General features: G+C 66.0%; 24 protein-coding genes and 1 pseudogene. 13 read left to right on the top strand and 12 right to left on the bottom strand.

What is annotated here, in order from left to right:
* Positions 1–9 precede the first annotated feature (9 nt).
* On the top strand, positions 10–1185 hold the full coding sequence (locus tag AWC27_RS32840; RefSeq protein ID WP_085671977.1) for a PPE family protein: 1176 nt from the start codon (positions 10–12) through the stop codon (positions 1183–1185).
* A 20-nt stretch (positions 1186–1205) separates the two neighbouring features.
* Here the strand turns inward: AWC27_RS32840 and AWC27_RS19415 are convergent, their stop codons facing one another.
* A complete protein-coding gene (locus tag AWC27_RS19415; RefSeq protein WP_085671978.1) occupies positions 1206–2714 on the bottom strand; it encodes an FAD-dependent oxidoreductase in 1509 nt (502 codons plus the stop codon).
* Between the two features lie 103 nt (positions 2715–2817).
* Here AWC27_RS19415 and AWC27_RS19420 point away from each other — a divergent pair, with 103 nt between their 5' ends.
* Positions 2818–3618 carry a glycoside hydrolase family 16 protein gene (locus AWC27_RS19420; protein ID WP_085671979.1) on the top strand — a complete coding sequence of 267 codons (801 nt, stop codon included), beginning with the start codon at positions 2818–2820 and terminating at the stop codon, positions 3616–3618.
* Between the two features lie 9 nt (positions 3619–3627).
* Positions 3628–4794, top strand: a complete 1167-nt coding sequence (locus tag AWC27_RS19425; RefSeq protein WP_085671980.1) for a serpin family protein — start codon at positions 3628–3630, stop codon at positions 4792–4794.
* On the opposite strand, the gene AWC27_RS19430 is transcribed toward AWC27_RS19425, so the two are convergent.
* The 3 genes from AWC27_RS19430 to AWC27_RS19445 all read right to left on the bottom strand — a co-directional run bounded on the left by AWC27_RS19430 (position 4791) and on the right by AWC27_RS19445 (position 9072).
* The gene (locus AWC27_RS19430) at positions 4791–5843 is read right to left on the bottom strand and encodes a M48 family metallopeptidase (protein ID WP_085671981.1); all 1053 of its coding nucleotides are present in this window, start codon (positions 5841–5843) and stop codon (positions 4791–4793) included. The two genes, AWC27_RS19425 and AWC27_RS19430, sit on opposite strands and share 4 nt — an antisense overlap.
* 61 nt (positions 5844–5904) lie before the next feature.
* Complete coding sequence (locus tag AWC27_RS19435; protein ID WP_085671982.1) at positions 5905–7575, bottom strand: FAD-dependent monooxygenase; 1671 nt, start codon at positions 7573–7575, stop codon at positions 5905–5907.
* Positions 7576–8226: 651 nt separating this feature from the next.
* On the bottom strand, positions 8227–9072 hold the full coding sequence (locus tag AWC27_RS19445; RefSeq protein ID WP_085672004.1) for a class I SAM-dependent methyltransferase: 846 nt from the start codon (positions 9070–9072) through the stop codon (positions 8227–8229).
* 54 nt (positions 9073–9126) lie between these two features.
* Between AWC27_RS19445 and AWC27_RS19450 the strand changes: the two genes are divergently transcribed.
* The gene (locus AWC27_RS19450) at positions 9127–10134 is read left to right on the top strand and encodes an NADP-dependent oxidoreductase (protein WP_085671983.1); all 1008 of its coding nucleotides are present in this window, start codon (positions 9127–9129) and stop codon (positions 10132–10134) included.
* Here AWC27_RS19450 and AWC27_RS19455 read toward each other — a convergent pair.
* On the bottom strand, positions 10124–10744 hold the full coding sequence (locus AWC27_RS19455; RefSeq protein ID WP_085671984.1) for a TetR/AcrR family transcriptional regulator: 621 nt from the start codon (positions 10742–10744) through the stop codon (positions 10124–10126). The genes AWC27_RS19450 and AWC27_RS19455 overlap by 11 nt on opposite strands.
* 91 nt (positions 10745–10835) lie before the next feature.
* Here AWC27_RS19455 and AWC27_RS19460 point away from each other — a divergent pair, with 91 nt between their 5' ends.
* From AWC27_RS19460 to AWC27_RS19475, 4 genes are all read left to right on the top strand, one after another.
* Complete coding sequence (locus AWC27_RS19460; RefSeq protein WP_085671985.1) at positions 10836–11735, top strand: haloalkane dehalogenase; 900 nt, start codon at positions 10836–10838, stop codon at positions 11733–11735.
* A 9-nt stretch (positions 11736–11744) separates the two neighbouring features.
* On the top strand, positions 11745–13106 hold the full coding sequence (locus tag AWC27_RS19465; protein WP_085671986.1) for a hypothetical protein: 1362 nt from the start codon (positions 11745–11747) through the stop codon (positions 13104–13106).
* 194 nt (positions 13107–13300) lie between these two features.
* Positions 13301–14488 (top strand): sensor histidine kinase, encoded by a 1188-nt coding sequence (locus tag AWC27_RS19470; protein ID WP_085671987.1) that lies wholly within the window; start codon positions 13301–13303, stop codon positions 14486–14488.
* 233 nt (positions 14489–14721) lie between these two features.
* The gene (locus tag AWC27_RS19475) at positions 14722–15777 is read left to right on the top strand and encodes a PPE family protein (protein WP_085672005.1); all 1056 of its coding nucleotides are present in this window, start codon (positions 14722–14724) and stop codon (positions 15775–15777) included.
* A 36-nt stretch (positions 15778–15813) separates the two neighbouring features.
* On the opposite strand, the gene AWC27_RS19480 is transcribed toward AWC27_RS19475, so the two are convergent.
* Positions 15814–16461, bottom strand: a complete 648-nt coding sequence (locus tag AWC27_RS19480) for a response regulator transcription factor (protein ID WP_085671988.1) — start codon at positions 16459–16461, stop codon at positions 15814–15816.
* Positions 16462–16715: 254 nt separating this feature from the next.
* On the opposite strand from AWC27_RS19480, the gene AWC27_RS19485 reads away from it, so the two are divergent.
* Positions 16716–17045, top strand: a complete 330-nt coding sequence (locus AWC27_RS19485) for a hypothetical protein (RefSeq protein ID WP_085671989.1) — start codon at positions 16716–16718, stop codon at positions 17043–17045.
* Between the two features lie 32 nt (positions 17046–17077).
* Here the strand turns inward: AWC27_RS19485 and AWC27_RS19490 are convergent, their stop codons facing one another.
* On the bottom strand, positions 17078–17446 hold the full coding sequence (locus AWC27_RS19490; protein ID WP_085671990.1) for a hypothetical protein: 369 nt from the start codon (positions 17444–17446) through the stop codon (positions 17078–17080).
* 56 nt (positions 17447–17502) lie between these two features.
* Here AWC27_RS19490 and AWC27_RS19495 point away from each other — a divergent pair, with 56 nt between their 5' ends.
* The 3 genes from AWC27_RS19495 (at position 17503) to AWC27_RS19505 (ending at position 19598) form a co-directional block, all read left to right on the top strand.
* Positions 17503–17772: an EF-Tu/IF-2/RF-3 family GTPase gene (locus tag AWC27_RS19495; protein WP_085671991.1), complete on the top strand. Its 270-nt coding sequence runs from the start codon at positions 17503–17505 to the stop codon at positions 17770–17772.
* 12 nt (positions 17773–17784) lie between these two features.
* Positions 17785–19218 (top strand): amino acid permease, encoded by a 1434-nt coding sequence (locus AWC27_RS19500; RefSeq protein WP_085671992.1) that lies wholly within the window; start codon positions 17785–17787, stop codon positions 19216–19218.
* A gap of 110 nt (positions 19219–19328) precedes the next feature.
* Positions 19329–19598: a hypothetical protein gene (locus AWC27_RS19505; protein WP_085671993.1), complete on the top strand. Its 270-nt coding sequence runs from the start codon at positions 19329–19331 to the stop codon at positions 19596–19598.
* A gap of 58 nt (positions 19599–19656) precedes the next feature.
* Here the strand turns inward: AWC27_RS19505 and AWC27_RS19510 are convergent, their stop codons facing one another.
* Together AWC27_RS19510 and AWC27_RS19515 are read right to left on the bottom strand one after the other, a co-directional pair.
* The gene (locus AWC27_RS19510) at positions 19657–20406 is read right to left on the bottom strand and encodes a hypothetical protein (RefSeq protein ID WP_085671994.1); all 750 of its coding nucleotides are present in this window, start codon (positions 20404–20406) and stop codon (positions 19657–19659) included.
* Complete coding sequence (locus tag AWC27_RS19515; RefSeq protein WP_085671995.1) at positions 20403–21206, bottom strand: hypothetical protein; 804 nt, start codon at positions 21204–21206, stop codon at positions 20403–20405. Before AWC27_RS19515 ends, AWC27_RS19510 begins: the two co-directional genes overlap by 4 nt.
* Before the next feature lie 115 nt (positions 21207–21321).
* Between AWC27_RS19515 and AWC27_RS19520 the strand changes: the two genes are divergently transcribed.
* Positions 21322–22143 (top strand): alpha/beta fold hydrolase, encoded by an 822-nt coding sequence (locus AWC27_RS19520; protein WP_085671996.1) that lies wholly within the window; start codon positions 21322–21324, stop codon positions 22141–22143.
* On the opposite strand, the gene AWC27_RS19525 is transcribed toward AWC27_RS19520, so the two are convergent.
* From AWC27_RS19525 to AWC27_RS31270, 3 genes and pseudogenes are all read right to left on the bottom strand, one after another.
* On the bottom strand, positions 22134–23585 hold the full coding sequence (locus tag AWC27_RS19525; protein WP_085671997.1) for an alpha-L-fucosidase: 1452 nt from the start codon (positions 23583–23585) through the stop codon (positions 22134–22136). The two genes, AWC27_RS19520 and AWC27_RS19525, sit on opposite strands and share 10 nt — an antisense overlap.
* Entirely contained in the window at positions 23582–24487 is a 906-nt protein-coding gene (locus AWC27_RS19530; RefSeq protein ID WP_085671998.1) for an NAD-dependent epimerase/dehydratase family protein, read from the bottom strand. The genes AWC27_RS19525 and AWC27_RS19530 overlap by 4 nt, the downstream gene beginning before the upstream one ends.
* Before the next feature lie 37 nt (positions 24488–24524).
* Positions 24525–24953: pseudogene (locus tag AWC27_RS31270) on the bottom strand (hypothetical protein); the annotation flags it as partial.

Here is a 24953-nt window from a genome sequence, read left to right on the forward strand (position 1 = left end):
TACGCAGCAATGCTCGACTACGGCTTGTTGCCGCCCGAGATCAACTCTGGGCGCATTTACACCGGTCCGGGGGCGGGGCCATTGCTGGCCGCCGCCGCCGCATGGAGTGGCTTGGCTGAGGACTTTCAAGCTGCCGCGGCCGGTCATCGGTCGGTCATTGAAGGACTGACCAGCGGTCCCTGGCTGGGGCCGGCGTCGGCCTCGCTGGTTGCGGCGGCGAGTCCGTTCATTACCTGGCTGGACAGCAGCGCCGTGGAGGCCGCGGAGGCCGCCAGCCAGGCGAGCGCGGCCGCGACTGCCTACGAGGCGGCTTTCGCAGCCACCGTCCCGCCGCCGGTGATCGCGGCCAACCGCGCACTGCTGGCGGCGTTGATCGCGACCAACCTCTTCGGGCAGAACACTGCGGCGATCGCCGCGACCGAGGCCCAGTACTTCGAGTTCTGGGCTCAGGATGCCGGGGCGATGTACAACTATGCGGGCAACTCGGCGGCGGCGACCCAATTGGCGGAGTTGCCTGAGCCGGCGGAGGTGGTGAACCAATATGGCCTGGTCGACCAGGCCGTCGCTGTCTTCAAGGCCCAATACAACAGCGGCTACACGAACATCATGAATATGGCCAACCCGATCAACTCCCGCGTCGCTGATGTGCTCAAGACACTGTCGGCACCCATCAACGGCAAGGGGATCGACCAGTGGTTGATGGCCAACACACCGTTGGACGACCTGGTCCCGCTGTATAGCAAGTACATCTCGCCTTACGTCGCACCGATTCAGGCGGTGTTTCAGTCGGGGCAGGCCTTCGGTCAGGTCGGCAGCGGTAGCACCGCCATCTCCAAATTCTTGGGCGACCTTGCTCCGGCGGCCAAGGCGGTGCAGGGCGCAGCGCAGGCCGCAGGCTCGGCCAAGCTCTCTGGCAGCGTCGGTGGCGTGACGGCGGCAGCGGGCAGGGCCGTTCCGCTCGGTGGGCTGTCGGTGCCTGCAAGCTGGACGGTGAGCGCCACCACCAACCCGGGAGTGACGGCTCTCGCTAACACCGCCGCGTTTCCGGCCGCAGCCGAAGGCGCTACCAGCGGGCTGCCGACGGCCCCGCCGTTCGGGCAGTTCGTCAATGCTGGACGGGGCCGCAAGCTTCCGTCATACGGGTTCCGGCTGACGTTCATGGCGCGGCCGCCGGCGGCGGGCTAAGTAAGCGTCAGGAGTAAGCGTCAGGACGCGGTCAAATCGCGGGTGGCGGGCCCTTCCAGCAGCGTGCCGTCCGGCGCGAACCGCGATCCGTGCAGCGGGCATTCCCATGCCTGGTCGGCGTCGTTCCAGTTCACAATGCCGCCCAGGTGTGGGCATACCGGCGATACCCGGTGCTCGGTGCCGTTGACCCGGCTCCTGGCTTCCAGATGCCACGGCGGTCCGCTGACAACACCGCCCTCGTCGGAGCCAGGGCTGCGACTCATGGTGCGCGTGACCGGAGTGATCCAGCCCTTGGCCAGGTCGAAGCCGACTTCCAGATTGGCCTGCAACGCCGTCGGCAACCCGGACAGCTCGTGTGGGCTCCAGCTGGCGAATGCGTCGGCCCAGTCCATTCGGCCGCCGAGGATGCGACTCGACAACGCCAACGCCGCCGCGGGGCCGTTCGTCATTCCCCATTTGTTGAAACCTGTTGCCACATAGATGCTTTCGGTACGCGGCAGAATAGGGCCCACGTAGGGTAGGTCGTCGATCGGGGTGTAGTCCTGTGCCGACCAGAAATGTGTTTGCACCGCACCCGGGTAGTGCTTTCGCGCCCACGCGGAGAGTTCCTCGAGATCCTTGGACGGGCTCTTGTTACGACCTACGGTGTGGCCGGCGCCGCCGACCAGCAGCCGCTCCCCGTCGGCGGCCGGTGCGTAGCGCACCGAGCGCGTTGGCGAATCGCTGGAGATCATCATCGGCCGGGTTATGTTTCCGGCCACCTTGAAAGCGAAGCAATACGACCGGCTGGGCTTCACTCGGGCGAAGTATCCGCCACGGTCCAGAATCGGGACGCCGGTGGCAAGAACCAACTGCCGGGCCCCGACTTCTACGTCGCGCTGCGCCTCATCGTTGACACGCGCGCGCACGCCGCTGCCGCGACTGGACACACTTCGTACCCGGGCGTGTTCGACCAGTCGTCCCCCGCGTTCGAGCAGTTCCACGACGAGTGAGTCCAGGAATGGCATTGGGTCGAACTGCGCTTGGTCGGCCAGGCGCACGCCACCGTGGTACGGAAACGGCACACCGGCGTCGTCATCCCATTCGACGGGTAGCCCCGCCGCCTTGCAGGCAGCCAGTTCGGCACGCGCGGAAGGAACTCCGTTGGCGGATTGCGCGTAGGTGTAGGCATCTTCGCGTTGTACCGCTATCCCGTGGGTGTCGCAGTGATGCAGTACCCACTCCATGCCTTCACGGTTTCCGGCCACGTACTGGCGTGCCGCATCCTTACCATGTTTGGCCACGATCTTGGATAGGTGGGTGCCCTGCAGCAGGCTGATCTTCGCCGTGGTGTTGCCGGTTGCGCAGGCGCCCACCGTACGCGCTTCGAGTACCAGGACGTCCTTGCCGGCCCGGGCCAACAGGACCGCGGTCATCAGCCCGGTGATGCCCGCGCCCACCACAATGACGTCGGCGGAGCGGGAATCGTCGTCGAGCGCGCTCGCGGTCCAGGACGGTTTGGCGCGATCGGCAAGCCATAAAGAGGTCACGGCTGGGCAGGTACCCCGGTAATGGCTCGGGGAAACGGCCACCGTCCTGTGACGCCGTTCGCGGTTTCAGCACAGCCGCCCTGGCTGCTAGGGTGCGGTGCTTATGCCCCAGATGGATCGTCGCAGCATGTTGTTGATGGCGGGTATCGGCCTGGTGGCAGCCGCGGCTCCTATCCCGGAAGCCCGTGCTGTGCCCAATGGCCAGCCCGGAAACTACCTCTTCCACGACGAGTTCGACGGGCCGGCGGGTTCGGCCCCCGATCCGTCGAAGTGGACGGTGTCCAAAGCCCGCGAAACGATCAAGGACCCGACGTATTGGGAGTTGCCCGAGCACGTCGGTCAGTACCGGGACGATCGGCAGAACGTCTTCGTCGATGGCAACTCCAACCTGGTCATTCGCGCCGCCAAGGACGGGAACACCTACTACGGCGGCAAGATTTTCAGCCCCTGGCAGGGCGGCATCGGCCACACCTGGGAAGCGCGAATCAAGCTCGACTGCCTCACGGCCGGATGCTGGCCCGCCTGGTGGCTGTCCAGTGATGCCCAGGGCGAAATCGACATCCTCGAGTGGTACGGCAACGGCAAGTGGCCCGCGGCCACCACCGTGCACGCGAAATCCAACGGCTCGGAATGGAAGACGCACAACCTGGCGCTGGACAGCGCCTGGCACACCTGGCGAGTTCTATGGGATGAGGCCGGGATGCGCTTCTGGCAGGACTACAGCGACGGCGCGCAGCCGTACTTCACTGTCGCGGCGAACTCGCTAGCTGATTGGCCCTTCAACAACCCCGGCTACCAGCTGTTTCCGATCCTGAACCTTGCGGTTGCCGGTTCTGGCGGTGGGGACCCCAGCCCGGGAACCTATCCCGCACAGATGCTGGTCGACTGGGTGCGCGTCTGGTAGCCGAACAGCATGGACGTCGGACCGCATGTCGCGCGTTATGCACGCCGGTTCTGCCGCCTGCACGCCGACGTGCATTCGGTGTCGTCGCCGCTGGGAGCATGGCTGATCCTGGCTCTGCTGGCACCGGTAGCACGCGGTTCGGTACGTGCGGAACTCGACGAGATCCTCGGGATGGACGCCAAGGGAGCCCGCCGGGCGCTCGACGAACTGCTCGCCGACCCGCCGGGTGTGATTCGGGCCGCGCTGGCGGTCTGGGGGGTAGCAGAATGGCCCGGTCCACTTCCCGCGGCCGTGCAGACCGGGCCGGTCCCCAGCCAGGTGCAGGCCGATGCATGGGCGCGTGACCGAACCGGCGGACTGATCGAGCGGTTCCCGGTCGGCGTTGCCGGAATGACAGCGGTGCTGGCCAGCGCACTGGCGACCCGGATCACCTGGCTACGGCCATATGACGTCATCGACGCGGGCGAACTCAGGTCGCCATGGCGCACAGCGGTCGGCGCCGCGCTCACGCTCGGCGACGCCGACGCGTATTTCACCGACGTCGCGGGGTTGGGCACCGTCGGGGTGCACACCGCGCTCGGTCCCGACTCACTGCAGGTGACCTCGGTCATCGCGGCCGAAGACGCTGACTTCGAGACGGTGTTAGCGGCCGCCCACGACATTGCGCGGCGGGCGGCAACCGGTTCCACCGTGCGTCGCCGCGAGCTGTCGGAGCTGCCGCTGGGCGACGGCGAGTTCTGGACGATCTCCGAGGAGCGCCGGCCCGGCGGGGACCGGGTGCGGGTGGTGCTGCCGGCCTGGGAGGCGTCGTCGGATCACGACCTGACCGCCGATCCTGCCCTTGGCTTCGGCGCCGCCGGACGCGCGCTCGGGGCGTGCGTTGATCGTGGGGACCCGCCGCGCTTGCAATCGCCGGGCGTGCCGGACATCGACGCCCGACAGGCCGCGGTCGCCCGCTACGGGCGCTGGGGATTCGAAGCCGCCGCCGTTACCGCCGTCGCGCTGCGCAGCGCGATGATGACGCCGGGACTATCTCGTTCGGCGACGCTGCGATTCGGCCACCCCTACGCGGTGGTCGCGGTGACCGGTGGACGTAACCGCCGCGACCCGTGGGCCGGCGTGCCGGTGTTCGCCGCATGGGTCACCAAACCTGCCGAGGTCGGTTCCGGCCGCTAGTCATCATGGCGGGGGCTGCGCCACTCATTGAGCTTGCGGCCCAACGAATCTGCCGCGCTGGTAGCCGCGCGTCCAACGCCATCGACGATGCCACCCAGACCGTCGCGAATCCCTCTGATCAAAGGATCATCGGATTGGTCGAAGCCGTCGCGGTAATGCCGGGCAGCATCGCCGAGGTCGTCGGAAAATGAGGTTTTGTCGTCGTCGGACCGGCGTGGATAGTCGCCGGCCATCACCTTGCCGTAGCCGCCGCTGTCCACCCACTGGGTCAGCGCGGCCGCCCGAAGCACCGAAAACGGGTGCGTTTGCAGCTCTAGGTTGAGCAGCTTGAGCACGCCGTCGCGCATGTCGCCCGATTTCTCGTATTCCCGGGCCTGGGCCAGGAAGGCTTCCGAGTCCAGCTTGTCCAGCCGGTTGCCGCCGGCAAGCTTCATCTCCACTTGGATCGCGGCGTGCACATCCTGGCCGCACAGCAATCCGGCGCGGTCTCCGGACAATTCCGATTTGCGCTGCCATTCAAGCAGTGCGGCGACGATTGCCCGCAGCGCCCAGCCGCCCACCGGCAGGAAGCCGAATGACCGCGCCAGCCGCATCAGATGCATCATCATCGTGCGATAGACCGCATGACCAGACAGCGCGTGACCGAGCTCATGGCCCACCACGAAGCGCATCTCCTCATGGCTCATCAGTTCATACAGCCCGGAGGTGATTACGATGAACGGCTGCTCCATCCCAAGCGTGTAGGCATTGGCTTCCGACGATTGGGTAACGAAAAGCTCGGGCTTTTCCGGCGCGTCCAGTACGTCGACGCACTCATCGAGTAAGGCGTCAAGGTCGGCGAACTGACGCGGACCCACGCGCGCCGCACTGGCCAGATACAGCAGCCGGTGTTGGCGTTCCCGCAGCATGCCCGACATGAGCTTGAGGACTTGGTCGAAACCCCGCAGCCGGCGCAACGCGGAAAGGGCGGTCCGATCGGCGGGGTGTTCCCACGCGCGGGAACTGATCCCCGGAAACCTCGTGCGCGTGGTGGCGGGTGCCTCAGACATGGCGCGCTCTCCCCTCGGTGTATTTGACCTTGAGGATACGAGCGCGCGAGAACCCTTGGCCTTAGCCGACGGTCGACAGTGCGCCGGCGCCTGGCAGCCGGGCAGCCAGGTCGGCCAGCAGCCGATCGACGTCGACCGTCTTGCCGCGATAGCCGATATGGGCGTCGGGTCGGATGACAAACGCGCATGCCGCGTCGACGCCGTATTGGCGGTGCGCCGAGCGCATCGGATCGCCGAGCGCCATGGGGTGATCGGCGAAACGTTCCGCGGTGATCACGCGAGCCCGTACCAGTCGGGGGTAGGCGTGCTCGATCTGTTCGGCGATCCGGCAGAGTTCCACGGCCGGGCGCGCCTGCTCGTCGAGCCCGGTGAAGAGCAAGACCGTGTGATGCGTGCCGCGCAACGTCCGGTAAAGCCGTTGCGGCTGCCCGCCGACCAGCACGTCGGCTTCCCTGGCTCGGTCGCCCGGCGCGGGGGCATCCGACCAGCCGCCGCCCTCTTGGGCGTTGAGCGGACTGTTCGGATAGCGCAAGCGCAACTGCGCCAACAGCCCAACGAACCACCGGCGGAACCATGGCCGAGCCAGCAGTTGGCCGGCCACCAGCGGGCCCAGCCAGCCGCGGGCGATCTTCGACAGCGGGTTGTGGCCGACGAAAGCCGAGAAGAGCCGGTCGGTGGTCTTGAGCAACTGAATGCCTACCGGATGACGCTCGGCCTCGTAGCTGTCGAGTAGCGAGTCGTCGCCGATCCCGCGCTGCACCAGAGCAAGCTTCCAGGCCAAGTTGTACGCATCCTGGATTCCGGTATTCATCCCTTGGGCCCCGGCGGGGCTGTGCACGTGGGCGGCGTCGCCGACCAGGAAGACGCTTTGCTTGCGGTAGACGGGAACGACACGGCTGTGCACCCGGTAACGCGAGACCCAGTTGGCCTTGATGATCTTGGCGGGGAAGGGCACGCGCTCGTCGAGCATCGCCTGAAATTCTTCGTGGGTGGGTTCGCTGTACTCCGCGCCCGGTCCCTGCGGCCCCAATGGGACGTTGCCGAAGATGCGGTAGCGGTTCTCCCCTGCCATCGAGAACGCCGCGAAAATGCCTGCCGCGCTGGGGAATCCGTACAGACCGCCGTGCGGTAGCTGCCATTCGACTTCGGCATCGGCCATGATGAACTCGTCGCGATAGGTGGAGCCGGTGAACGCGATGCCGGCCGCTTTGCGCACGGAGCTGTGGGCGCCGTCGCAGCCGATGACCCATCGGCAGCGCAGGGTCTCGATCGACCCGTCCGCCGCGCGCAGAGAGACCGCCAGGGTTTCGCCGTTCTGCGTTAAGTCGATCAGCGCCCGGCCCCGCTCGATCTCGACGCCCCGCTTGGACAGCGACTGGGTGAGAATCCGCTCGGTGTCGTGCTGTGAGAGGGTGCGCAACGCTGGATATGAGGTGTAGTTCTGCGGCCCGGATAACATCCCGGCCAGGTCGAGTTCCACCTTCTTGTTCCGGAAGGCGATCGTCAGCGACGTGGCGGGGTTGCCCGCTGCAAGTGCCTCGTCGATTACCCCGATGTCGTCGAAGATCTCCAGCGTCCGCGGCTGCACGACGAGCGCTCGGGACGTCGTCAGCGGCGCGAGTTCGCGATCGATGATCCGCACCGCGACGCCGTGTCGCGTCAGCTCGTTTGCCAGTGTCAGCCCCGTCGGCCCCGCTCCGACGATAAGTACTGCGGTCAATCGCTCGTCCATCGCCGACCAGCTCCTTCAATAGCAATTCGTCAAGTGGTGAATTTCTACCACAACGACTGTAGTACTTATGAGCCGCCGAGCGCAACAGGATGTGGTGTGGTTCGAGAAATAGCCACACCGCCGCGTCGCTGGGACGCGGCGGTGTCGCTGTTTAGGGGAAGTTAGGCGGGAGCGTCGCCCGGGCAGGCCCGGAAGCTGCGGTGGCCAGCAGCCACGTCTGCACCCATAGCCAAGGCGCGTTGCCGGCCGAGAAAGGCAGGATGGCGACTCATCTCGTCGCGTAGCTGTTCTTCACGTTTTTGTGCTGCGATCCAGAGTGGGTGGGATTGGAGGACAATTACCGTCGCTCCTGATGCATTTGCCACGACTGTCATCTCCTCTCGCACTACCCAACTCAGCCGCACTGCTGCGCAAGGCCACACGACCAGATGTTCTCGGCTTTGTATACGTAGGATGCCCAGCAAACCTGTGACCAAACCGTGTCTAAAGATGAGAATTAGCCGTGAATTTGAAATCTGGCCCTTATCCGCATCGCGTATGCGCTAAAAGCCACGGCTGCGAGAGCTCTAGCGGATCATATTGACGCCGCCGTAGCGCGGTTTGCGGCTTATTGTCGATCTTTTCACCTTGGCGGCGGCCGTATTTCGGCTCTTAGTGAGTGAGTAGCGCGACGGCACTCCACGGCCGGCGGCCGGGGCTGCGCGGATCGGCGTCAGGCAGCCACGATACGGCGCGCATTGATAACGGAAGGCGCTGAAATCGGCGGGGGGCCGCCAGCAACGATTCGGCCTGGGCGATGCGCCATCCGAGTTCTTCGAAGAATGCCAGCCCGTTCTCAGGGGCGAACTTGAACGGCGCATTCTGCAGCATGCCGGCCATCTTCTTGTTCATCATCTTCTTAAGGCCCGGGCCGGCGAGATCAAGCATCCACCAGGCGACCGTGGGTTGCTTGATCGCGGTTGAGAGGGCGACGACGTCACTGTCGTCTAGGTACATCAGCAGACCTTCGGTCAGTACCAGCGCTTTGGTCGCGCCGGCGAGAGCATGGTCAAAGAACGCGTCGCGGGCGTTTGAATCGGCCAGATCGACTGCGGTTCGGGTCAACTGACAGCGTGGCGTCTGGTCGGCGAGTGCCTGTTCCTTTTCGGCGAGCAGCGCCGGCAGATCGGCCTCCACCCACCGCAGGTCAGCCGGGAGATTCAGGCGATACGGCCGGGTGTCCAGGCCGGCGGCCAGATTCAGTACCCGGTCGCAGCCGCCGGCGATCGCTTCGGCGATCGTGTCATCGATGATCTTGGTGCGCGCGACGAGCCACCAACCGTTACGGGTGGTGCGCGGAACCTGGGCGACGATGGCGTGGCCGTGCTCACCCGCGAGACGCCCCGCCAGTGGGTCGCTGAACAACGCATCGCGGCGGGCCGATTCGGTGGCGCGATGCAGTGCTGTCCACCGAGCCGTATCGGAGACATGGCTGATGACGTGCCCAGGGTCTGAAATACCTGCGTTATAGCACCACTGTGCAGGCAACTCAGGGTTCGGTACGGTGCGGTCATGCCTGAGAAGAACCGCCGCTTCCTGCTTCGTGAACGGCCCACCGGACGCATCGGTCCGGAAACCTTCGAACTCAGTGAGGCGGCGATCCCCCAGATCGGCGACGGGGAGGCGCTGGTACGCATCGACTGGATCTCGCTCGACCCAACCAACCGCGCATGGATCAACGAAACGCCGACCTACCTGCCGCCGGTGGGCATCGGCGAGGTGATGCGCGCGGGCGGGCTCGGCGAGGTGATTGCCTCCAAGAACCCCAACTATGTGGTCGGGCAAACGGTGCAGGGCCTGGTTGGCTGGCAGGAGTACGCGGTCGCCTCGGATGCAATGCCGCTATTCCCGGTCGATGTCGCCGAGGGTGTCTCCCCCAGCGCATACATGGGTGCGCTCGGGACGACCGGGCTGACGGCCTGGATCGGGATCCGCGACATCGGCAAGCCGCAACCGGGCGAGACTGTCGTCGTCTCGGCGGGCGCCGGCGCCGTCGGCTCGGTGGCCGGACAGCTCGCCAAGGCCGCCGGCGCCCGGGTGGTCGGGATTGCCGGAGGCCCGGAAAAGTGCGCGCTGCTGACCGACCAGCTCGGGTTCGACGCCGCCGTCGACCACCGCGCCGACGACTGGGCCGCCCAACTGGCCGTGGCGACGCCCAACGGCATCGACGTCGATTTCGAGAATGTCGGTGGCGACATCATGGATGCGATATTCGCCCGGCTCAACATCCGAGCACGGGTGGCGCTGTGCGGCCTGATCTCCGGCTACAACGACGCAGACCCGCCGCCGGGACCGCGCGCGTTCGGCAATCTGCTGATTCAGCGGGCGCGGGTGCAGGGATTTATTGTCCTGGACCACCTCGACCGCGCGCCGGAGGCGATCGGCGAAATCGCCGGCTTGATCAGCAAGGGCGAACTGACGCCGCTGGAAACCGTGGTGGAAGGTTTCGAGCAGCTGCCGACTGCGATCAACATGCTGTTCGACGGCAAGAATGTCGGCAAGCTCATGGTCAAGCTTTAGCCCTGAACTCCTCGGCTAGATAGCCGTCGACGAAGTCGTGCAGCGCCGGTCCCAGGGTCGACACGGTCGATCCGTGCAGCTTGGCGAGCAGGATCAGGCCCTGGTAATGCGCGAATAGGGCGTGGGCCAGCTGGTCGGGGTCGACCCCGTCGCGCAGCATGTGTTGCTCGGCGGCTTGCCGGCAAACCTTGGCCAGCTGCCCTTCCAGCGTGGCAAGCCGCGCCGCGAGGTGGATGCGCACTGCTTCGTCAGTGGTTGACAGCTCAGCGGCCAAGTTGCCGAATGGGCAGCCCACAAAGCGTCCGAACTGCACGTGCAGGGCGGTCTGTATCGCCGCGATCGCGTCCGGGACCGCCGCGAGCCGGTCTGCGGGCGTGGCGGGGGTGACCCCCACCTGGCCGGCCAGCTGCGTTTGAAACACCTCTAGATGCAGGTCGATGACCGCTTTTGCGAGGTCGGCCTTAGAGGCGAAGTAGTGGTAGAAGCTGCCCTTGCGGACGTCGGCCGCCGCACACAGTTCCTCCACGCCCACGTCGTGGTAGCTGCGTTCGAGGAACAGTCGCGCCGCGGTCGACACGATGCGATCCCGAGCAGTGGAGGTCCGAGGCACTGGCGCAGCCTATCTAATAGTTGACTGGTCGGTCAAAGCTCCGTTACGTTGTGCAGCATCGTCGGCGCCGAGTGAATTGGAGATGGCAGCAATGAGTTCCACGGCCCAGGAGGTCTTCCGCACCCCCGATTCGCGTTTCGAGCAGCTTGCGGGATACGACTTCGCGCCGCACTACCTCGAGGTGGATGGGTTGCGGATGCACTACCTGGACGAAGGCCCGCGCGACGGATCGCCGGTGGTGTGTTTCCACGGCGAGCCGACGTGGGCTTACCTCTACCGCAAGATGCTGGCGCCGCTGGTGGAGGCCGGGCACCGCGTCATCGTTCCCGACTACGCCGGGTTCGGCCGCTCTGACAAACCCACGGACCGCCGCTGGTACACCTACGACCGGCACAGCGAAATCGTCGCCAAGGTGCTGGGATCACTCGAATTGCATGACGCGGCCGTTGTCGTGCAGGACTGGGGTGGCCCCATCGGGTTGCGCTGGGCGATGGAAAACGCCGATCGTGTTGAGGCGCTGATGATTTTGAATACCGGGATCTTCACCGGGCGGGTGTCGAAGGGGTTTATGGCTTGGCGTGACTTCGCCGAAAAGAACCCCGATCTACCCGTCGGCTTGGTTATCCAGAGCGCCACGACAACCCAGCTTTCCGACGAAGTCTTAGCGGCCTACGAAGCGCCATTTCCCACCACCGAGTCAAAGGCGGGTGCCGCACAATTTCCATTGCTGGTACCGATCAGTGAGGACTCCCCCGGCGTCACCGAAATGCTGGCCGTCTCCGACGCGCTGTCGCGGTGGAACAAGCCGGCTCTGATTGCGTTCTCCGACACCGACCCTGTCTTTCCCTACCCGAAGTCGGGACAAAACTTCTGCGATTTGATTCCGTCTGCGGGCGAGCAGGTAAAGATTGAGGGCGCGGCGCACTTCGTGCAGGAGGACCGCGGCGAACAACTTGCCGCAGAACTGCTTTCGCTACTGGCGAAGGTCTAGCCCGGGCCGATGAGCCGCGACGGTGCCCTGGCAGGGTACTGGCCGAGTCCGTGGCCTGGTGAGGACGGCGGCCCACGCCGCGCTCAGGCGCCCTGCGGTAAGCCGGGACTCGGCATCGCCGATAGCGAGCGTCTGGAAGTGGTAAGTCGTGACGCCTTTGCGGTCACGATGGTGGTACTGCGCGATCCCGGCGAGGTGTACGTGCTGCGGCACACACTGGGGCCGCGGATGGGCAGTCCGTCAACCGGATGGGTCGAGCGCATTGACCCCGACTCGCTGCGGCCACTGCAGCGTTCACCGGACCTGGCCGCCGGGCCGTTCTGGCCGGGTGGGCTCGCGGCGCACGCCAACGGATCGCTATATACGGTCTTCGGCTGCTGGTGTCATCGCTTGGGCCCGGACTGCTCGGTGATCGCCCGGCGCGAGTTACCCCAGCCGCGGCCCTACAACTCTTTCGTCATCCTCGCCGACGGGACCATCGCCACAAAGGATTTCGACCGGAGGGGCGATTCCCGCCGGGCGCGACTGTTGCTGCTGGAACCCGAACGGCTGCAACCGCGTTGCGCCGAGATTGAACTCCCCGAGCGGACGATCGCACGGCTGTCCAGTGACGGCCACGCGATCTACGTCGTCGGTGTTACCGCGGTGTACCGCTACCTCTGGGATCCCGCGGCGCAGCGACTCGAGCGCGACGACGGTTGGATGCTGCGCTACGGCGGCAGGGCTGACCAGAGCTACGGTTGGGATCCGGTCGTCGACGGCGGGCACCTGTGGTTCCTCACCAACGGCGAACACACCTACACCCACTCGATGCTCGACGCCGGCGTCGCGCCGGGCGCCAATCAGCTGGTTCGCGTATCGCTAACGGACGCAATCGATTACCAGTTCACCGAGGTGTGCGGCGCGGCGCGTGGCGCGGTGACCAATCCGCCGCTCTACGACCCGTCGCGCCGCATCGCGTTGGGATACGACTCGGCCAACGGCGTCCTATCCGCCTGGCGCCTCGGCGACGAGGGTCTGCAACCGTTGTGGCAGCGCCGGCTTGCCACGGCCAGCCACATGCTGCGTTTCCCCGACACCGGCGAGGTCGTGATCAACGACTTTCACACCGTGCTGCCCCGGCTGCGCGACCCGCGCCTGCGCCGCCTGGCCATGCAGGCCGGGCCACTATTGAGCAACCGGCGCCTGCGTGCGGCGGGCGCCCGGCGCAGTGCGGACCATGTCGTGGTGCTCGATATCGAAACCGGGCGCGAACGCGCCCGTGCCAAGGTGCCGAGCCTATTTCAGGGCGTGGTTTTCCCCGCGGTGGGATGGGGTCGCGATGTGTACTATCCGACGCTGTCCAACCTCGCGCGCGTCAGCGTGATCTGATTGGCATGTGCGCCCCATCCTCCGTTCGGAGGAGAGCGGTTCCACCTTTTAGCCTGCCAACCGCCGGATCCCATTCAGGCGTAAACGATCTACATTCGCGCATGGAGTACGGGCCGTCGCCGGTAAAACACTGGCGGGCGGTCGATAGTGTGCTCTGAACGACGCAGCCGACCCCGCCGCAGGTTAGGTGAACGATGAGAAGCACAGATGTCGAGCAGGTCTTGCGTAAACAGCGGTTGCGGTCGTTGCAGGCCGGGGCTTTGATGCGGGTCGGCGTCTTCTGCATCATGCTGCTGGCGATGCTGCTCGACACCAACTCGACCCGATGGCCCGGGCAGATCACGCTGCTCAGCGCCTATGCGGCAGTGACAGTTTGCGCGCTGATCCTGGCTTTCACCGCGAAACGTCCGCCCGTTACCGGGGAGAAGTTGATATTGCTTTTCGCGTTGATCGACGTCGGCGCAGTGTTCGGCTTCAAGCTGCTGTCGCCGGGCGGATACATCCCGCTGCTGGTGATGGCGCTGCTGCCGCGGATGGTGGCGGTCGAGTTGTCGCTGCGACTGGTGGCGACCGTGCTGGCGTTCAGTATCGCCGTGTTCGCCGCGTCGGTGATTCAAGACCCTGTGATCGCGCCGCGACTGGGCCCGGCGGCCATCGCGCTGATCGTGTTAATGTACGGATTCGTCTGCAGCACAGCGTTATTGGTGGTGTTCTTCCGGCGCCGCCATGTCGACGAGATGGCCCAGCTGACGACCTCCCGCGAAGCGTTGCTCGCCGAGACGATGACCGCCTCGGAGCTCGAGCGCCGGCAGATCTCCGAAGCCATCCATGACGGACCGCTGCAGGACGTACTGGCCGCCCGTCGCGACATCGCCGACTTCATGAAGGTGTCCCCGGATGCGCCGTTGCAGGATGCCCTGGCCAGCCTGCATGACGCGTCACGGCTACTGCGTGAGGCGACCTTTGAACTACATCCGGCCGTACTCGACCAGGTCGGCTTGGCCGCCGGGGTGGAAAAGCTGGTTTCGGTGACGGCGGCCCGCTCCGGCATCTCCATCGCCGCTGACGTCGATTACCCCGCCGCGAACGCGATCGACCCCATCGTGTTCGGCGTGATTCGCGAGTTGTTGTCCAACGTAGCCCGGCATTCGCGGGCCAGGACGGCCTCGGTGACACTCAAAGTCATTGACGGCGTGGCTCATATCGACGTGGCAGACGACGGGATCGGGATATCGGGCGAGGTTGCGACACGCCGTCTCGCCCAGGGACATATCGGCCTGGCGTCGCACCGGGCGCGGGTGGAAGCCGCCGGCGGCACGCTGACCATCGTCGATGAACCGGTCGGGACACACGTCCGCATCTCATTGCCGCTGCGCTACTGAGCGCAACCGGCCCGGCCGAATTGGGGACCCAGGCTCCATCGATTGGGGGGCAGCCGGTCATCCGCTGTCTAGCCGGTCGACCGATAGGAACCGCTGCAGCAGCGCGTCACGGTAGATGCGTGGGCTCCATCACAACGCGGTGAATCCGTACCCACAGCGTCGGCCCGTTCCGAGGGGAGTTTGCCGTGTCCCTGAATTTCGCAGCACTACCACCGGAAGTCAACTCGGGCCGAATGTATTTCGGCCCCGGGTCGGCGTCGCTGCGGGTGGCTGCCGCGGCATGGAAGGACTTGGCCGCCGGATTGCGTTCGGTGGCCGCCTCGTACAACTCGGTGATCTCGGGTCTGACCGCAGGACCGTGGTTGGGTGCCGCATCGATATCCATGGCGGCCGCGGCCGGCGCCCACGCGGCGTGGATCAGCGCCACCGCAAGCCAGGCGGCGCAGGCACACGCCCAGGCCGGCGCTGCCGCCGACGCATATGAGGCGGCATTCGCGGCGACGGTGCCCCCGGCGGCGATTGCGGCCAACCGTGCCCAGCTGATGTCGCTGATCGCCACCAATTTCATCGGTCAAAACAGTTCAGCGATTGCGGCCACCGATGCCCTGTACGTCGAGATGTGGGCCCAGGATGTCGCTGCCATGTGCGGCTATGCCAGCGCATCGGCGGCCGCGACGACGCTGACACCGTTCACCGCTCCCCCGCCGATCAGCCGCGTGACCGGGCCGGCTGCCCACAGTGCCGCGGCCGTGGCCGCCGGCCAGCGCGGCATCGCCGCGCTACCGCATACGCTGCGGGGGCTGGCGTCATCGCTGCCTGAGCATCCGGTGTATGACCTGATGAATTTCGTCTCCGACTTCGCCACCATCATGGCCTTGCCGACGTCGATTACCAGTGCCTGTGTGGGGACCATCAATTCGCTGGTTTCGTTGGCCGGCGGCACCGCTGCCGCCGGGGCGGAGGCGGCGGAATCGGTGGCCGGCGCCGGGCTCGGCGCGATCGGTTTGGCGGGCCTGAGCGCGCCCGCTGCGGTCTCGGCGGGCGTGGGTCGCGCCGTCACTGTGGGCGCATTGTCCGTCCCGCCGGGCTGGGCCGCGGCCGCCGCGCCGACGGTGCCTGCCACGGCGTTGCCCGCTGCCCATGTGGGTGCCGGGCCGGCGGTGCTGGCAGGGCAGCCGGGAGTCCCCGGGATGCCGATGCCGGCGACTTGGGCGCGGACCGGCGGCAGCACCGCGCCGCGTTACGGGCTGCGTTTCACCGTGATGTCGCGGCCGTTTGCCGCTGGTTGAGGCGGGATCATCGGGCGAAAGTCGTTGCCGGACAGATTATTCCAGCAACCGGCGGCGCATCGCCTCGGCTACGGCGGCGCCGCGGTCGGAGACACCGAGCTTTTCATACAGGCTCTGCACATGCGTCTTCACGGTGCTGGGAGCCAAGTGAAGTCGGGACGCGATCTGTGGGACCGACAGCCCGTCGGCCATCATCGCCACCACCTGTGCCTCCCGCTCGGTCAACAGCGTCTTCTCTCCCCCGGCCCGCCGTTTGACCTCACCGGCCAACCCGCCGGCGACGCCAGTGGGCAGATACGTGTTGCCCTTCGCGCAGATGACGACCGCATTGACGATCTCGTCACTGTCGGATTCCTTGGTCAGATAACCCGAGGCCCCTTCGGCGAGCGCCTTGTACACGATCGAGCTGTCGTCGAAGGCGCTCAGCAGCACCACGTATGTGGGCAACCCGTCGCGGGTTATCGCGTGCGTGACGGCCAGGCCGTCCAACTCGGGCATTTTGTAGTCGAGAAGGGCTACCGCAGGCCGGAATTGCCGGACGGCCGCCAGCGCCGCGCGGCCGTCGGCCACCTCGGCGACGACGTCCACCCGCCCGCTGGACTTCAGGGCGCGCACCACACCTTGGCGTGTCACCGGGTGGTCGTCGGCGACGACTACTGTCACTCGCTCACCGGGGTGGGCCATGGGCAGCTCCAAGCGCTCTCAGCAAAGCTCTGGACCCGGCCGACGGGCGGGCGGGTGGCCCTCATTGTAAGGTCACCGAGGCTTTGCGGATCGGCGACGGACCGGCGGCCGAGCCTTCTCCCCCAATTGGTGGAGGAAACTTCATCCCCCGAATCGGGCATCGGCCCGAGGGACTAGCCGTGGGCACTGCCCGAGAATCGTTAGTAAGTCAAACAATGGCGGCAACCTAAATCGACGACGATAGGGGAATCGACATGAAGAACAACGGCGCAGCGATGAGCAGCTACCCGAACAAGACGGACAAGCTGGGCTTGCACCCTCGGTCCTGGTTCACCGCCACACTGTTCGTGGTGGCGCTGATGGTCGTTGGTGGAGCGCTTGCCCTGGCTGCCCCCGCACAAGCCCGGGCCGACGCCTGCGCCAGTGTGAGCGGCCGCCATGTTTCAGCCGGTGGTTGTTCAGATGTCGCCGGCACGGTCGAGCAGTACACAAACCCGCCGGCCGGCTACCCGCCGGCTCCCGCCGGCGACGCCTACGCATGCGCCAGCGTCGGTCGGCATATCGACGTCAGTGGTTGTGTCTAAGGGTTCGCGTTAACCCTAGAAATACCAAGCCATTACAAGGTCGCGACTACCAGTAGCTTGGACTGATCGCGCGGATCGACGCGCACCGGCACCTCGGCGCCAACCCTGATGTGGGGTGCTGTCGAAAGCTCGAGTGCTACACGCCGCGAGGCTTGGTACGGCTCGTGTTCGGGCAAGCGCACCTCCAGCTGCAGTTCGTGCCAGCAGCCCAGTGTGGTGGTCGCGACGTTCTCCCGGATGCCGACGATCGTCGCGACACCGGCCACACCCTCGCGCATCAGCCGTTCCCGCTCGGCGTTGAGCGCGGTGAGTTCGGCGAAGCTGTCCATCGCCCGCCGCTTGTCGGACGAAGTGACCCGCTGGCCCGCACTGGCTTTCCTCGCTCGCTCGAACCAGCCCACGTGCGTCAGCGTAGTTTGGAGTTTCGCACTTGTCGCAGGACCAGTAGCGTTGCTGCATGTTTCGCATGACGGTCGAAGATGTGTTCGTCATCCGCAACCGCGGAGCGGTGGCCACCGGCCGGGTGGAGTACGGCGAACTGCGCGTCGGTGACGAGGTTCGAATCAACGACGGGCCGAACATCCGGGTGGACGCCATCGAGGCTTTCCGCAAGAAACTGGACACCGCGACCGTCGGCGACAACGTCGGCCTGCTCTTCAAGAAACTCGGCAGCAGTGATATTGCTGCCGGGGACGTGATTTCTGCTGCGGGCGTCTTTCTGGCCTAGGCGATCGAGACTATGTACACCAAGGCCCCCGCCGGGCCGCACCTGCATCGTGGCCTCGCCAACCGGCATATCCAACTGATCGCAATCGGCGGTGCGATCGGCACCGGTCTGTTCATGGGGTCGGGCCGCACGATCTCGCTGGCCGGCCCGGCGGTGCTGGTGGTGTATGCCGTCATCGGGTTCTTCGTGTTCTTCGTGCTGCGCGCCATGGGCGAACTGCTGCTGTCGAACTTGAACTACAAGTCGTTCGTCGATTTCGTGTCCGACCTGTTGGGTCCGGCGGCCGGCTTTTTCATGGGCTGGTCGTACTGGTTCGCCTGGGTCGTCACCGGAATCGCCGACCTTGTGGCGATCACCGGATACACCAGGTTCTGGTGGCCCGATTTGCCCCAATGGCTGCCCGCGCTGGTGACAGTCGGGGTGATTCTCGCGGTCAACCTGATCAGCGTGCGCTACTTCGGCGAGATCGAGTTCTGGTTCGCCCTGATCAAGATCGCTGCGATCCTCGGATTGATCGTCATCGGCGCCATCCTGGTTTCGACGAATTTCGTTTCGCCGCAGGGCACCCACGCGGCGATCGGAAACCTGTGGAACGACGGCGGGTTCTTCGCGACGGGATTCATGGGCGTGGTCAGTGGATTCCAGATCGCCTTCTTCGCCTATATCGGTGTCGAACTCGTCGGCACCGCCGCGGCCGAGACGGTGGATCCGCGACAAACACTTCCCCGCGCCATCAACGCCGTCCCGCTGCGGGTGGCGATTTTCTATATCGGTGCGCTGGTGGCCATTCTGGCCGTGGTGCCGTGGCGGCACTTCGCCAGCGGCGAGTCGCCGTTCGTGACGATGTTCTCGTTGGCCGGGCTTGCCGCCGCGGCATCGATCGTCAACTTCGTCGTGATGACCGCGGCGGCGTCCTCGGCCAACTCGGGGATTTTCTCCACTGGGCGAATGCTTTTCGGTCTGGCCGACGAAGGCAACGCGCCGGCGGTCTTCCGCCGGCTCAATCGCGGCGGCGTGCCCGCGGCCGGCCTGCTCGTCACGGCTCCCCTACTGCTGACGTCGATCCCACTGCTCTACGCCGGCGGGTCGGTCATCGGGGCCTTCACCTTGGTGACGACCATCTCCGCGCTGCTGTTCATGTTTGTGTGGGCGATGATCGTCGTCAGCTATCTCACCTACCGACGCCGGCACCCACAGCGCCACGCCGCCTCGACCTACAAGATGCCCGGCGGCGTCGCGATGTGCTGGGCCGTCCTGGCTTTCTTCACTTTCGTGCTCTGGACGCTGCTGTCGGCAGCCGAGACCGCGATCGCGTTGACCTGGTTCCCGTTGTGGTTCGTGGTGCTGGCGGCCGGCTGGCTGATCGTTCGGCGCCGTCCCGGCCGCGCCGAGCAGTATCGGCTGTTCCAGGCCGAGATGAGCCGCCCGATTGATTCACCCAGCTGAGCGGGCATGAGTTGAGTTTCGGTTGTTGGGATCGGTAGCGGGCCGGCGGCTCTGTACTTGACCTAACGACGACGCCAACGAGGCGACGCCACAGGAAAGGAAGCCCGCACATGAAGCTCGTGCCCTCCAGCATCGAGGAACAGATCAATCGCGTCGACCGCCAATACAGCCTGGCGATCGGGATCGGCAGTGGCATGGTTGCCGCCTGGTCCCTGTTCCGGGTGATCTGGTTGCTTTACATCTCGATGACGTTTGGCTGGTTCCTGGGTTCGCTGGCGATCCAATTGGTGCTCTGGGGCGTGATCGGTACCGCTGCCGCTGTCGCGGCCATCGGGTTCTTGAACCGCTACCTCAAAGGTCCTGGCTCGGAACGTGTTTGAGTGACGGCGGGCGGAATCGGTCCGGACCTGAACTGGGTCCGGACCGATTGCCGTTGTGTCAATCGGCGGTAATCCTGCGCAGCGTGATGTCGAACAGCTTGTCGAAGGACTGTTGGTGGCCGGTGCTGGCGGTACCCGTCAAAATCAGCCCGGACGCGCGCGCATAGGAGTAGTAGTCAACGCGCGTCGCGTCGGCGGGGTCGCCGCCGATAGTCGCGGTGATCGAGTATCGGAAGCGTTGCGGCCCGCTCGAGGGGTGTGAATCCTCCAGAACGTTCACGGCATAAGAGCCGACGGCGGCACTGTTGAAGTGCAAGCAGCGCTTGACCAGGCCGGTGAACGCGTCGAAGCCGGCCGGATCGAATTCGCGGCCGACCATCAGCCGGATGTCCCTACGGTCGGCGACGTCGGGCGAATCGGCCGGGTCGTGCCCGAAGACCTCGGCTGCGTCGAAGGCACCGGTCGAGGCCACACCCACCACCGAGAAGCATTCGGCGGGAGCGAAGCCCAGGCCCTCATCGGAAACGTGGTACCGGAAGTAGCCGAACGTATCGGACAGTTCCTTGATGTCGCTCACGGTCCACGACGGTGGAAAGTCACCGGCCTTGGGCAGCAGATCTGCTAGTTGCTGATCGTTGCGTGCGGCCAGGTTTGGGGCCAGCGGCACTGGACCGGACGTGCTCCGGTGGGGCCCGCCGCTGACTACCGCGGGCGCGGTGACGACCACCGCGGCGATCGCCACCACCCACAACGCCGCGGCAGTCAGCCACGGCCCACGTGGCTTTCGCGATCTAGGCATGCTGGTCATAACGCGCGCAACTTGTTCACGGTTTGGGTGGCCAGGCGCTGCACCACGTCGAGATCAGCGCCCTCCATGTACATCGTGCATTCCAGCAAGACACCGCGCACCGCGTAATAGGCGACATGGTAGGTCGACGCCGGATCGCGGCTGCCGATCGTGGTGAACGTTCTCATCACGGTGACGGCGGCATCAGCGCCGCTGGCCGAGCGTGCCTCCACTTTGGTGGTGACGTTGCGCTGGTTCTTGACGCGGCCGTCGAGAAAGTAGTTGGTGACATGGTAAGAGCCGCAACGGCTAAGCCAGTCAAGGTAATTCGCGATCCGCGCCGGGCCGTCGGGGACCGCCCAGATGGCAAAGCGGCTATTGGGGCCGTGCTCGCGGCCTTCCCCGGTGGCGGCGGCATCCGGGGGTGGAGCATCCTGCACGAACAGCTGGGCATACCGGTCGACCTGGACGAAGGCGGCCAGGGCGCTGCCGGAGTGGTCGAGAACTTTCGGCACGCTCCCGCACGTGTCCGGTACATAGACCGCCGTCGGGTTCGGATTAGGCGGCGGAGTCAACGCATCGTTGGCCGATGGCGCCGCCCGCTGCAACCGCCCCGACAGCGAATAGCCCCAATCGGGCGGGACGTCGGCACTGGCGGGCAATGCGGTGGCCAGGACCCAGTCGGTTTGCGAGGCAAGGGTGGCCGGTGCGGCTTTCGAATGCGGCTCGGCAAGCACCGTCACACCGCAAGCTCCCAGGACGGCAAGGGCAATAGCAGCCAGCACGCGGGGCCACGGTTGGCCGGCCGTCGCGGACAGCATCGCTACACCTTAACGTGATGAAGCCGCGATACAGGCCATAGACACACGGCCACGCGGTCAGCCGTTCACATCGTGGCAAACGGGGCAGTAAAGAAGGGTGTAGTGTCCACAAGCCATGACCGATGCGACGCGCTTCGTCGACGCGAACGGGCTGAAATTCGCGTATCTCGAGGAGGGCTCCGGGCCGCTGGTGCTGATGCTGCACGGCTTCCCGGACACCGCGCACAGTTGGGACGACCTGCGTCCGCGCATCGCCGCCAAGGGCTACCGCGCGGTCAGCCCCTTCATGCGCGGATACCATCCGAGCGCGATCCCGGCCCGCGATCCCGATCAGGAGACCTTGGCGCACGATCCGCTCGCTCTGATCGAGGCGCTCGGCGCCAGTGACGCCGTCGTGATCGGACACGACTGGGGTGCCTCGGCCGCATACGGCGCCGCCGCGCTCGCCCCGGATCGGGTGGCCAAACTGTTCATCGTCGGCATCCCGCACCCAGCGGCGGTCAAGCCGTCGCTGAAGAAGCTTTGGGGCGTGCGCCACTTCGCCACCTACAAACTGCCCGGAGCGCCGAACCGCTTCGCGCGCAACGACTTCGCCGCCCTGCCGGCGATCTATCGGCGCTGGTCGCCAACATGGCGCCCCGACCCCAGCGAGTTCGACGCCGTGCGCGCCAGCTTCGCCAACCCGGCGAGTCTGAACGCGGCATTCGGCTACTACCGCAAGCTCTCCCCTGTGCCCTCCACGTCACTGAAGACCCGGATCACGGTACCCACGGTTGTCTTTGCGGGCCTTGACGATCCGATCGTGTCGCCCGCCGACTACCGAGGTGCGGCGCGGATGTTCGACGGCGAGTACATCGTCGAGGAAGTGCCAGGCGGGCACTTCATGCACCGGGAGCACCCGGAGGAGTTCGCCGAGCGGCTGTTGTCTCATCTTTGAGCCAGGCGCGGCGTAGGGGTGATCTTGAGGGCGTAGGCCGGCCACACGTCCAGCGCCTCGGGAAAGGTGACCACGAGGCGATCGGCTGCGCATTCGTGTTCCAAGACGCCGCCACCGAGCAGCTCGACGGTGGTATCCGGTGAGCCGGCAAGCCCGCGCAACCCGACGCGGCGCTGCCCGGGCGCCTGCAGGAAAGTGGCGTACAGCGCGTCGTCGTTCTGGGTGAAGCGAACCTTGGTGCCGTCGGTCGCGGTGGCTTCCGCCGTCACCCACGGCCGGGTACCGAAGTAGGCCGCGCCGGTCACGTCGAGCCAGCTGCCGAAGTCGGTGAGCAGCTTTGCCTGCAGCTCCGGGATGGTGCCGTCGGGGTAGGGACCGATCCCCAGCAGCAGATTGCCGTTCTTGCTCACCAGGTCGGCGAAGGAGCGGGCCAGCTCGGTGAGCGACAACGTCTCGTCCGGACCTTCCTGGCGATTGTTCCCGAACGAATGGCCTACGCCGCGGGTCGACTCCCATTTGCCCGGCTTGATGTCGTCGTACTGAGCGTATTCGGGGGTGCGGAAATCGTAGTGGAAGCCGGCGGGAAACTCGAGCCCCTTAACCCGGTCCGGCAGGTACTTCCACAAACTACTCACCAGGCTGAGACCGCGCACCGTCAAGGGTTGGGTCACACGCCCTTTCGGCAACCGCAGCTGAGCCCAGCGGTCGTTGATGACGCCGTCGGAAACGGTGTCGTAGTAGTAGGCAAACAGTTCGGCGAGGTCGGCCTGCGGTGGGTATCCGATGTCGTTCCACAACACCGACGGCGCATAGCGCTCGACGATCTCGCGAATGTGGTTGTTCGCATAGCGGGTGTATTCGGGGGTCTGGACGAGGGAACTCGCCATGGTGGCCAGGTCGGTGATGGGCTGCGGGTTGAAGGTCCAGTCGTAACCGCCCGAGTAGTACAGGCCCATCTTGATGTTGCGGGCGCGCACCGCGCTGGTCAGGTCGCCGACCAGGTCACGCTCGGCATGCCAGGAGTTCTTGTGCGGGTTGGGATGTCGGCTTGGCCACAAAGTGAACCCGTCGTGGTGCTTGGTGGTGAGAACGACGTAGCGGGCGTGTGCCCGGGTGAACAGATCAGCCCAGGATGCCGGATCGAATTGGCGTACCGCGTCGTTGAACACCGGCTTGAAGTCGTCGTAGGAGAAGCCCGGACCATAGGTCTGCATATGGTGTTGCTGCGACGGACTGCCGGGGATCTGGATGGTGTTCAGGTACCACTCGGCATACGGATTGTGTTTGAGCCAGTACACCGGCCCCTTGGTCAGCATCAGCTCCTGGATGTCGGCTTCCAGCGGCGCCCACCCGGGCACGGAGTACAGGCCCCAGTGGATGAAGATGCCGAACTTCGCGTCCGCGAACCACTGGGGCAGGGGACAGGTCTGGAACGGCTTCACGCCCGGACCAGCTCTGGGTGGAACTTCGCGACCATCCGGCGGATACCGTCACGCCAGTCGACTTCGGTTCCGCCGCCGACGATCTCGTGCATGCGGGTCACGTCGACGGGATTCCCGCGCAGCGCCTGTTCGCTTTCCTCGAAGACCGGTTCGCGGCCGATCAGCGTACCGAGATAGGCGCACCACTCCTGAATGCTGACGATCTGGTCACCGGCCCAGTTGAGGGTGATGGCCGGAACCGATGCCGCCTCAAGGAGTTTCGGGATCGCCGCGATGATGTCGTTCTGGTGGATCGGGTTGTAGCGGGCCGGATTACCGGGCGGGATCGGGATCGGGATGCCGGCCAGCATCATCTCCATGTGAAAGTACGGCCAGCCGCCGTTGTCGCCGTACGGGACGTTGAGGCGCGCGATGGTGGTGGGTATGCCCAAAGCGCGTGCCATCGAGCGCGCCACCGCCTCCCCCGCGATCTTGGAAATCGAGTAGGTGGGAAATAAGAACTTGTGGTTGTCGCCCAGGGCGGCATCCTCGGTGCGCAGCTCGTCATCGGGTGGGTCGTAGACGGCCGCGGATGAGCAGTGCAGGAAAGCCTTTATGCCGCGGCAGTAGGCCATCAGCAGGCCGACCGAATCCGCATTGGCCGCTAGGTCTTTGTCCCACTTGCCGCTCTTGGCCACCGCCAGGTTCAGCACGTAGTCGAAGTCCGACGGGATCTCGCTGAAATCGCCGGCGGCCAGGTTCACCGGCTGACAGCGAACCCCCGCCCGCTCGAGCTCCGCGCGGGCCGCGGCGTCGCTGAATCGGGCTATGCCCCACACCTCGTTGTCGGCCGCCAGGGCCACAGCTATGGGAGCGGCGACCTGGCCGGTCACCCCGGTGATCAGAATCTTCGCGGCGCGCATGCGCCGATGTTATGCCGCCCGTTGCGCGGGCCTGCCGTCAACCGGGAAGGCCGGCAGTGCCATCCGTTCCGTCGGCGCCGATATTTCCACTGGGGCCGGCAGAGCCGTTGTGCGAGACCGCGCCCAAACCGACGCCCTTTTCGCCCCCGCTACCCGCGCCGCCGTGGGCGCCGCCGCCCCCGCCGGCGCCGCCGGCGCCGCCGAGGCCTGCCGCGCCGTGTCTGCCGAGCAGGCCGCCGCGCCCGCCTTCGCCGCCGTGGGCACCCGCACCGCCGCCGCCGCCATCGCCGCCATGACCGGCGTCGCCGCCGTCGCCGCCGTTACCACCGGTGGCCGTCCCGTTAGGAGCACCGGCGCTGCCGCCCGCGGCGCCGTTTCCGCCGTCACCGCCCAGCCCGCCGGCGCCGCCGGCACCACCGGAGCCGCCGTGTCCGCCGGTGCCGCCGTTGCCGGCCAGCAGTCCGCC

Source organism: Mycobacterium szulgai (assembly GCF_002116635.1).
Classification (GTDB): domain Bacteria; phylum Actinomycetota; class Actinomycetes; order Mycobacteriales; family Mycobacteriaceae; genus Mycobacterium; species Mycobacterium szulgai.

Excerpts from the sequence above, each read along its gene's own strand:
- AWC27_RS32840 (WP_085671977.1), top strand. The coding sequence starts at position 10 with ATGCTCGACTACGGCTTGTTGCCGCCCGAGATCAACTCTGGGCGCATT.
- AWC27_RS19420 (WP_085671979.1), top strand. The coding sequence starts at position 2,818 with ATGCCCCAGATGGATCGTCGCAGCATGTTGTTGATGGCGGGTATCGGC.
- AWC27_RS19425 (WP_085671980.1), top strand. The coding sequence starts at position 3,628 with ATGGACGTCGGACCGCATGTCGCGCGTTATGCACGCCGGTTCTGCCGC.
- AWC27_RS19430 (WP_085671981.1), bottom strand. The coding sequence starts at position 5,843 with ATGTCTGAGGCACCCGCCACCACGCGCACGAGGTTTCCGGGGATCAGT.
- AWC27_RS19435 (WP_085671982.1), bottom strand. The coding sequence starts at position 7,575 with ATGGACGAGCGATTGACCGCAGTACTTATCGTCGGAGCGGGGCCGACG.
- AWC27_RS19450 (WP_085671983.1), top strand. The coding sequence starts at position 9,127 with ATGCCTGAGAAGAACCGCCGCTTCCTGCTTCGTGAACGGCCCACCGGA.
- AWC27_RS19460 (WP_085671985.1), top strand. The coding sequence starts at position 10,836 with ATGAGTTCCACGGCCCAGGAGGTCTTCCGCACCCCCGATTCGCGTTTC.
- AWC27_RS19465 (WP_085671986.1), top strand. The coding sequence starts at position 11,745 with ATGAGCCGCGACGGTGCCCTGGCAGGGTACTGGCCGAGTCCGTGGCCT.
- AWC27_RS19470 (WP_085671987.1), top strand. The coding sequence starts at position 13,301 with ATGAGAAGCACAGATGTCGAGCAGGTCTTGCGTAAACAGCGGTTGCGG.
- AWC27_RS19475 (WP_085672005.1), top strand. The coding sequence starts at position 14,722 with ATGTATTTCGGCCCCGGGTCGGCGTCGCTGCGGGTGGCTGCCGCGGCA.
- AWC27_RS19480 (WP_085671988.1), bottom strand. The coding sequence starts at position 16,461 with ATGGCCCACCCCGGTGAGCGAGTGACAGTAGTCGTCGCCGACGACCAC.
- AWC27_RS19485 (WP_085671989.1), top strand. The coding sequence starts at position 16,716 with ATGAAGAACAACGGCGCAGCGATGAGCAGCTACCCGAACAAGACGGAC.
- AWC27_RS19495 (WP_085671991.1), top strand. The coding sequence starts at position 17,503 with ATGTTTCGCATGACGGTCGAAGATGTGTTCGTCATCCGCAACCGCGGA.
- AWC27_RS19500 (WP_085671992.1), top strand. The coding sequence starts at position 17,785 with ATGTACACCAAGGCCCCCGCCGGGCCGCACCTGCATCGTGGCCTCGCC.
- AWC27_RS19505 (WP_085671993.1), top strand. The coding sequence starts at position 19,329 with ATGAAGCTCGTGCCCTCCAGCATCGAGGAACAGATCAATCGCGTCGAC.
- AWC27_RS19510 (WP_085671994.1), bottom strand. The coding sequence starts at position 20,406 with ATGACCAGCATGCCTAGATCGCGAAAGCCACGTGGGCCGTGGCTGACT.
- AWC27_RS19515 (WP_085671995.1), bottom strand. The coding sequence starts at position 21,206 with ATGCTGTCCGCGACGGCCGGCCAACCGTGGCCCCGCGTGCTGGCTGCT.
- AWC27_RS19520 (WP_085671996.1), top strand. The coding sequence starts at position 21,322 with ATGACCGATGCGACGCGCTTCGTCGACGCGAACGGGCTGAAATTCGCG.
- AWC27_RS19530 (WP_085671998.1), bottom strand. The coding sequence starts at position 24,487 with ATGCGCGCCGCGAAGATTCTGATCACCGGGGTGACCGGCCAGGTCGCC.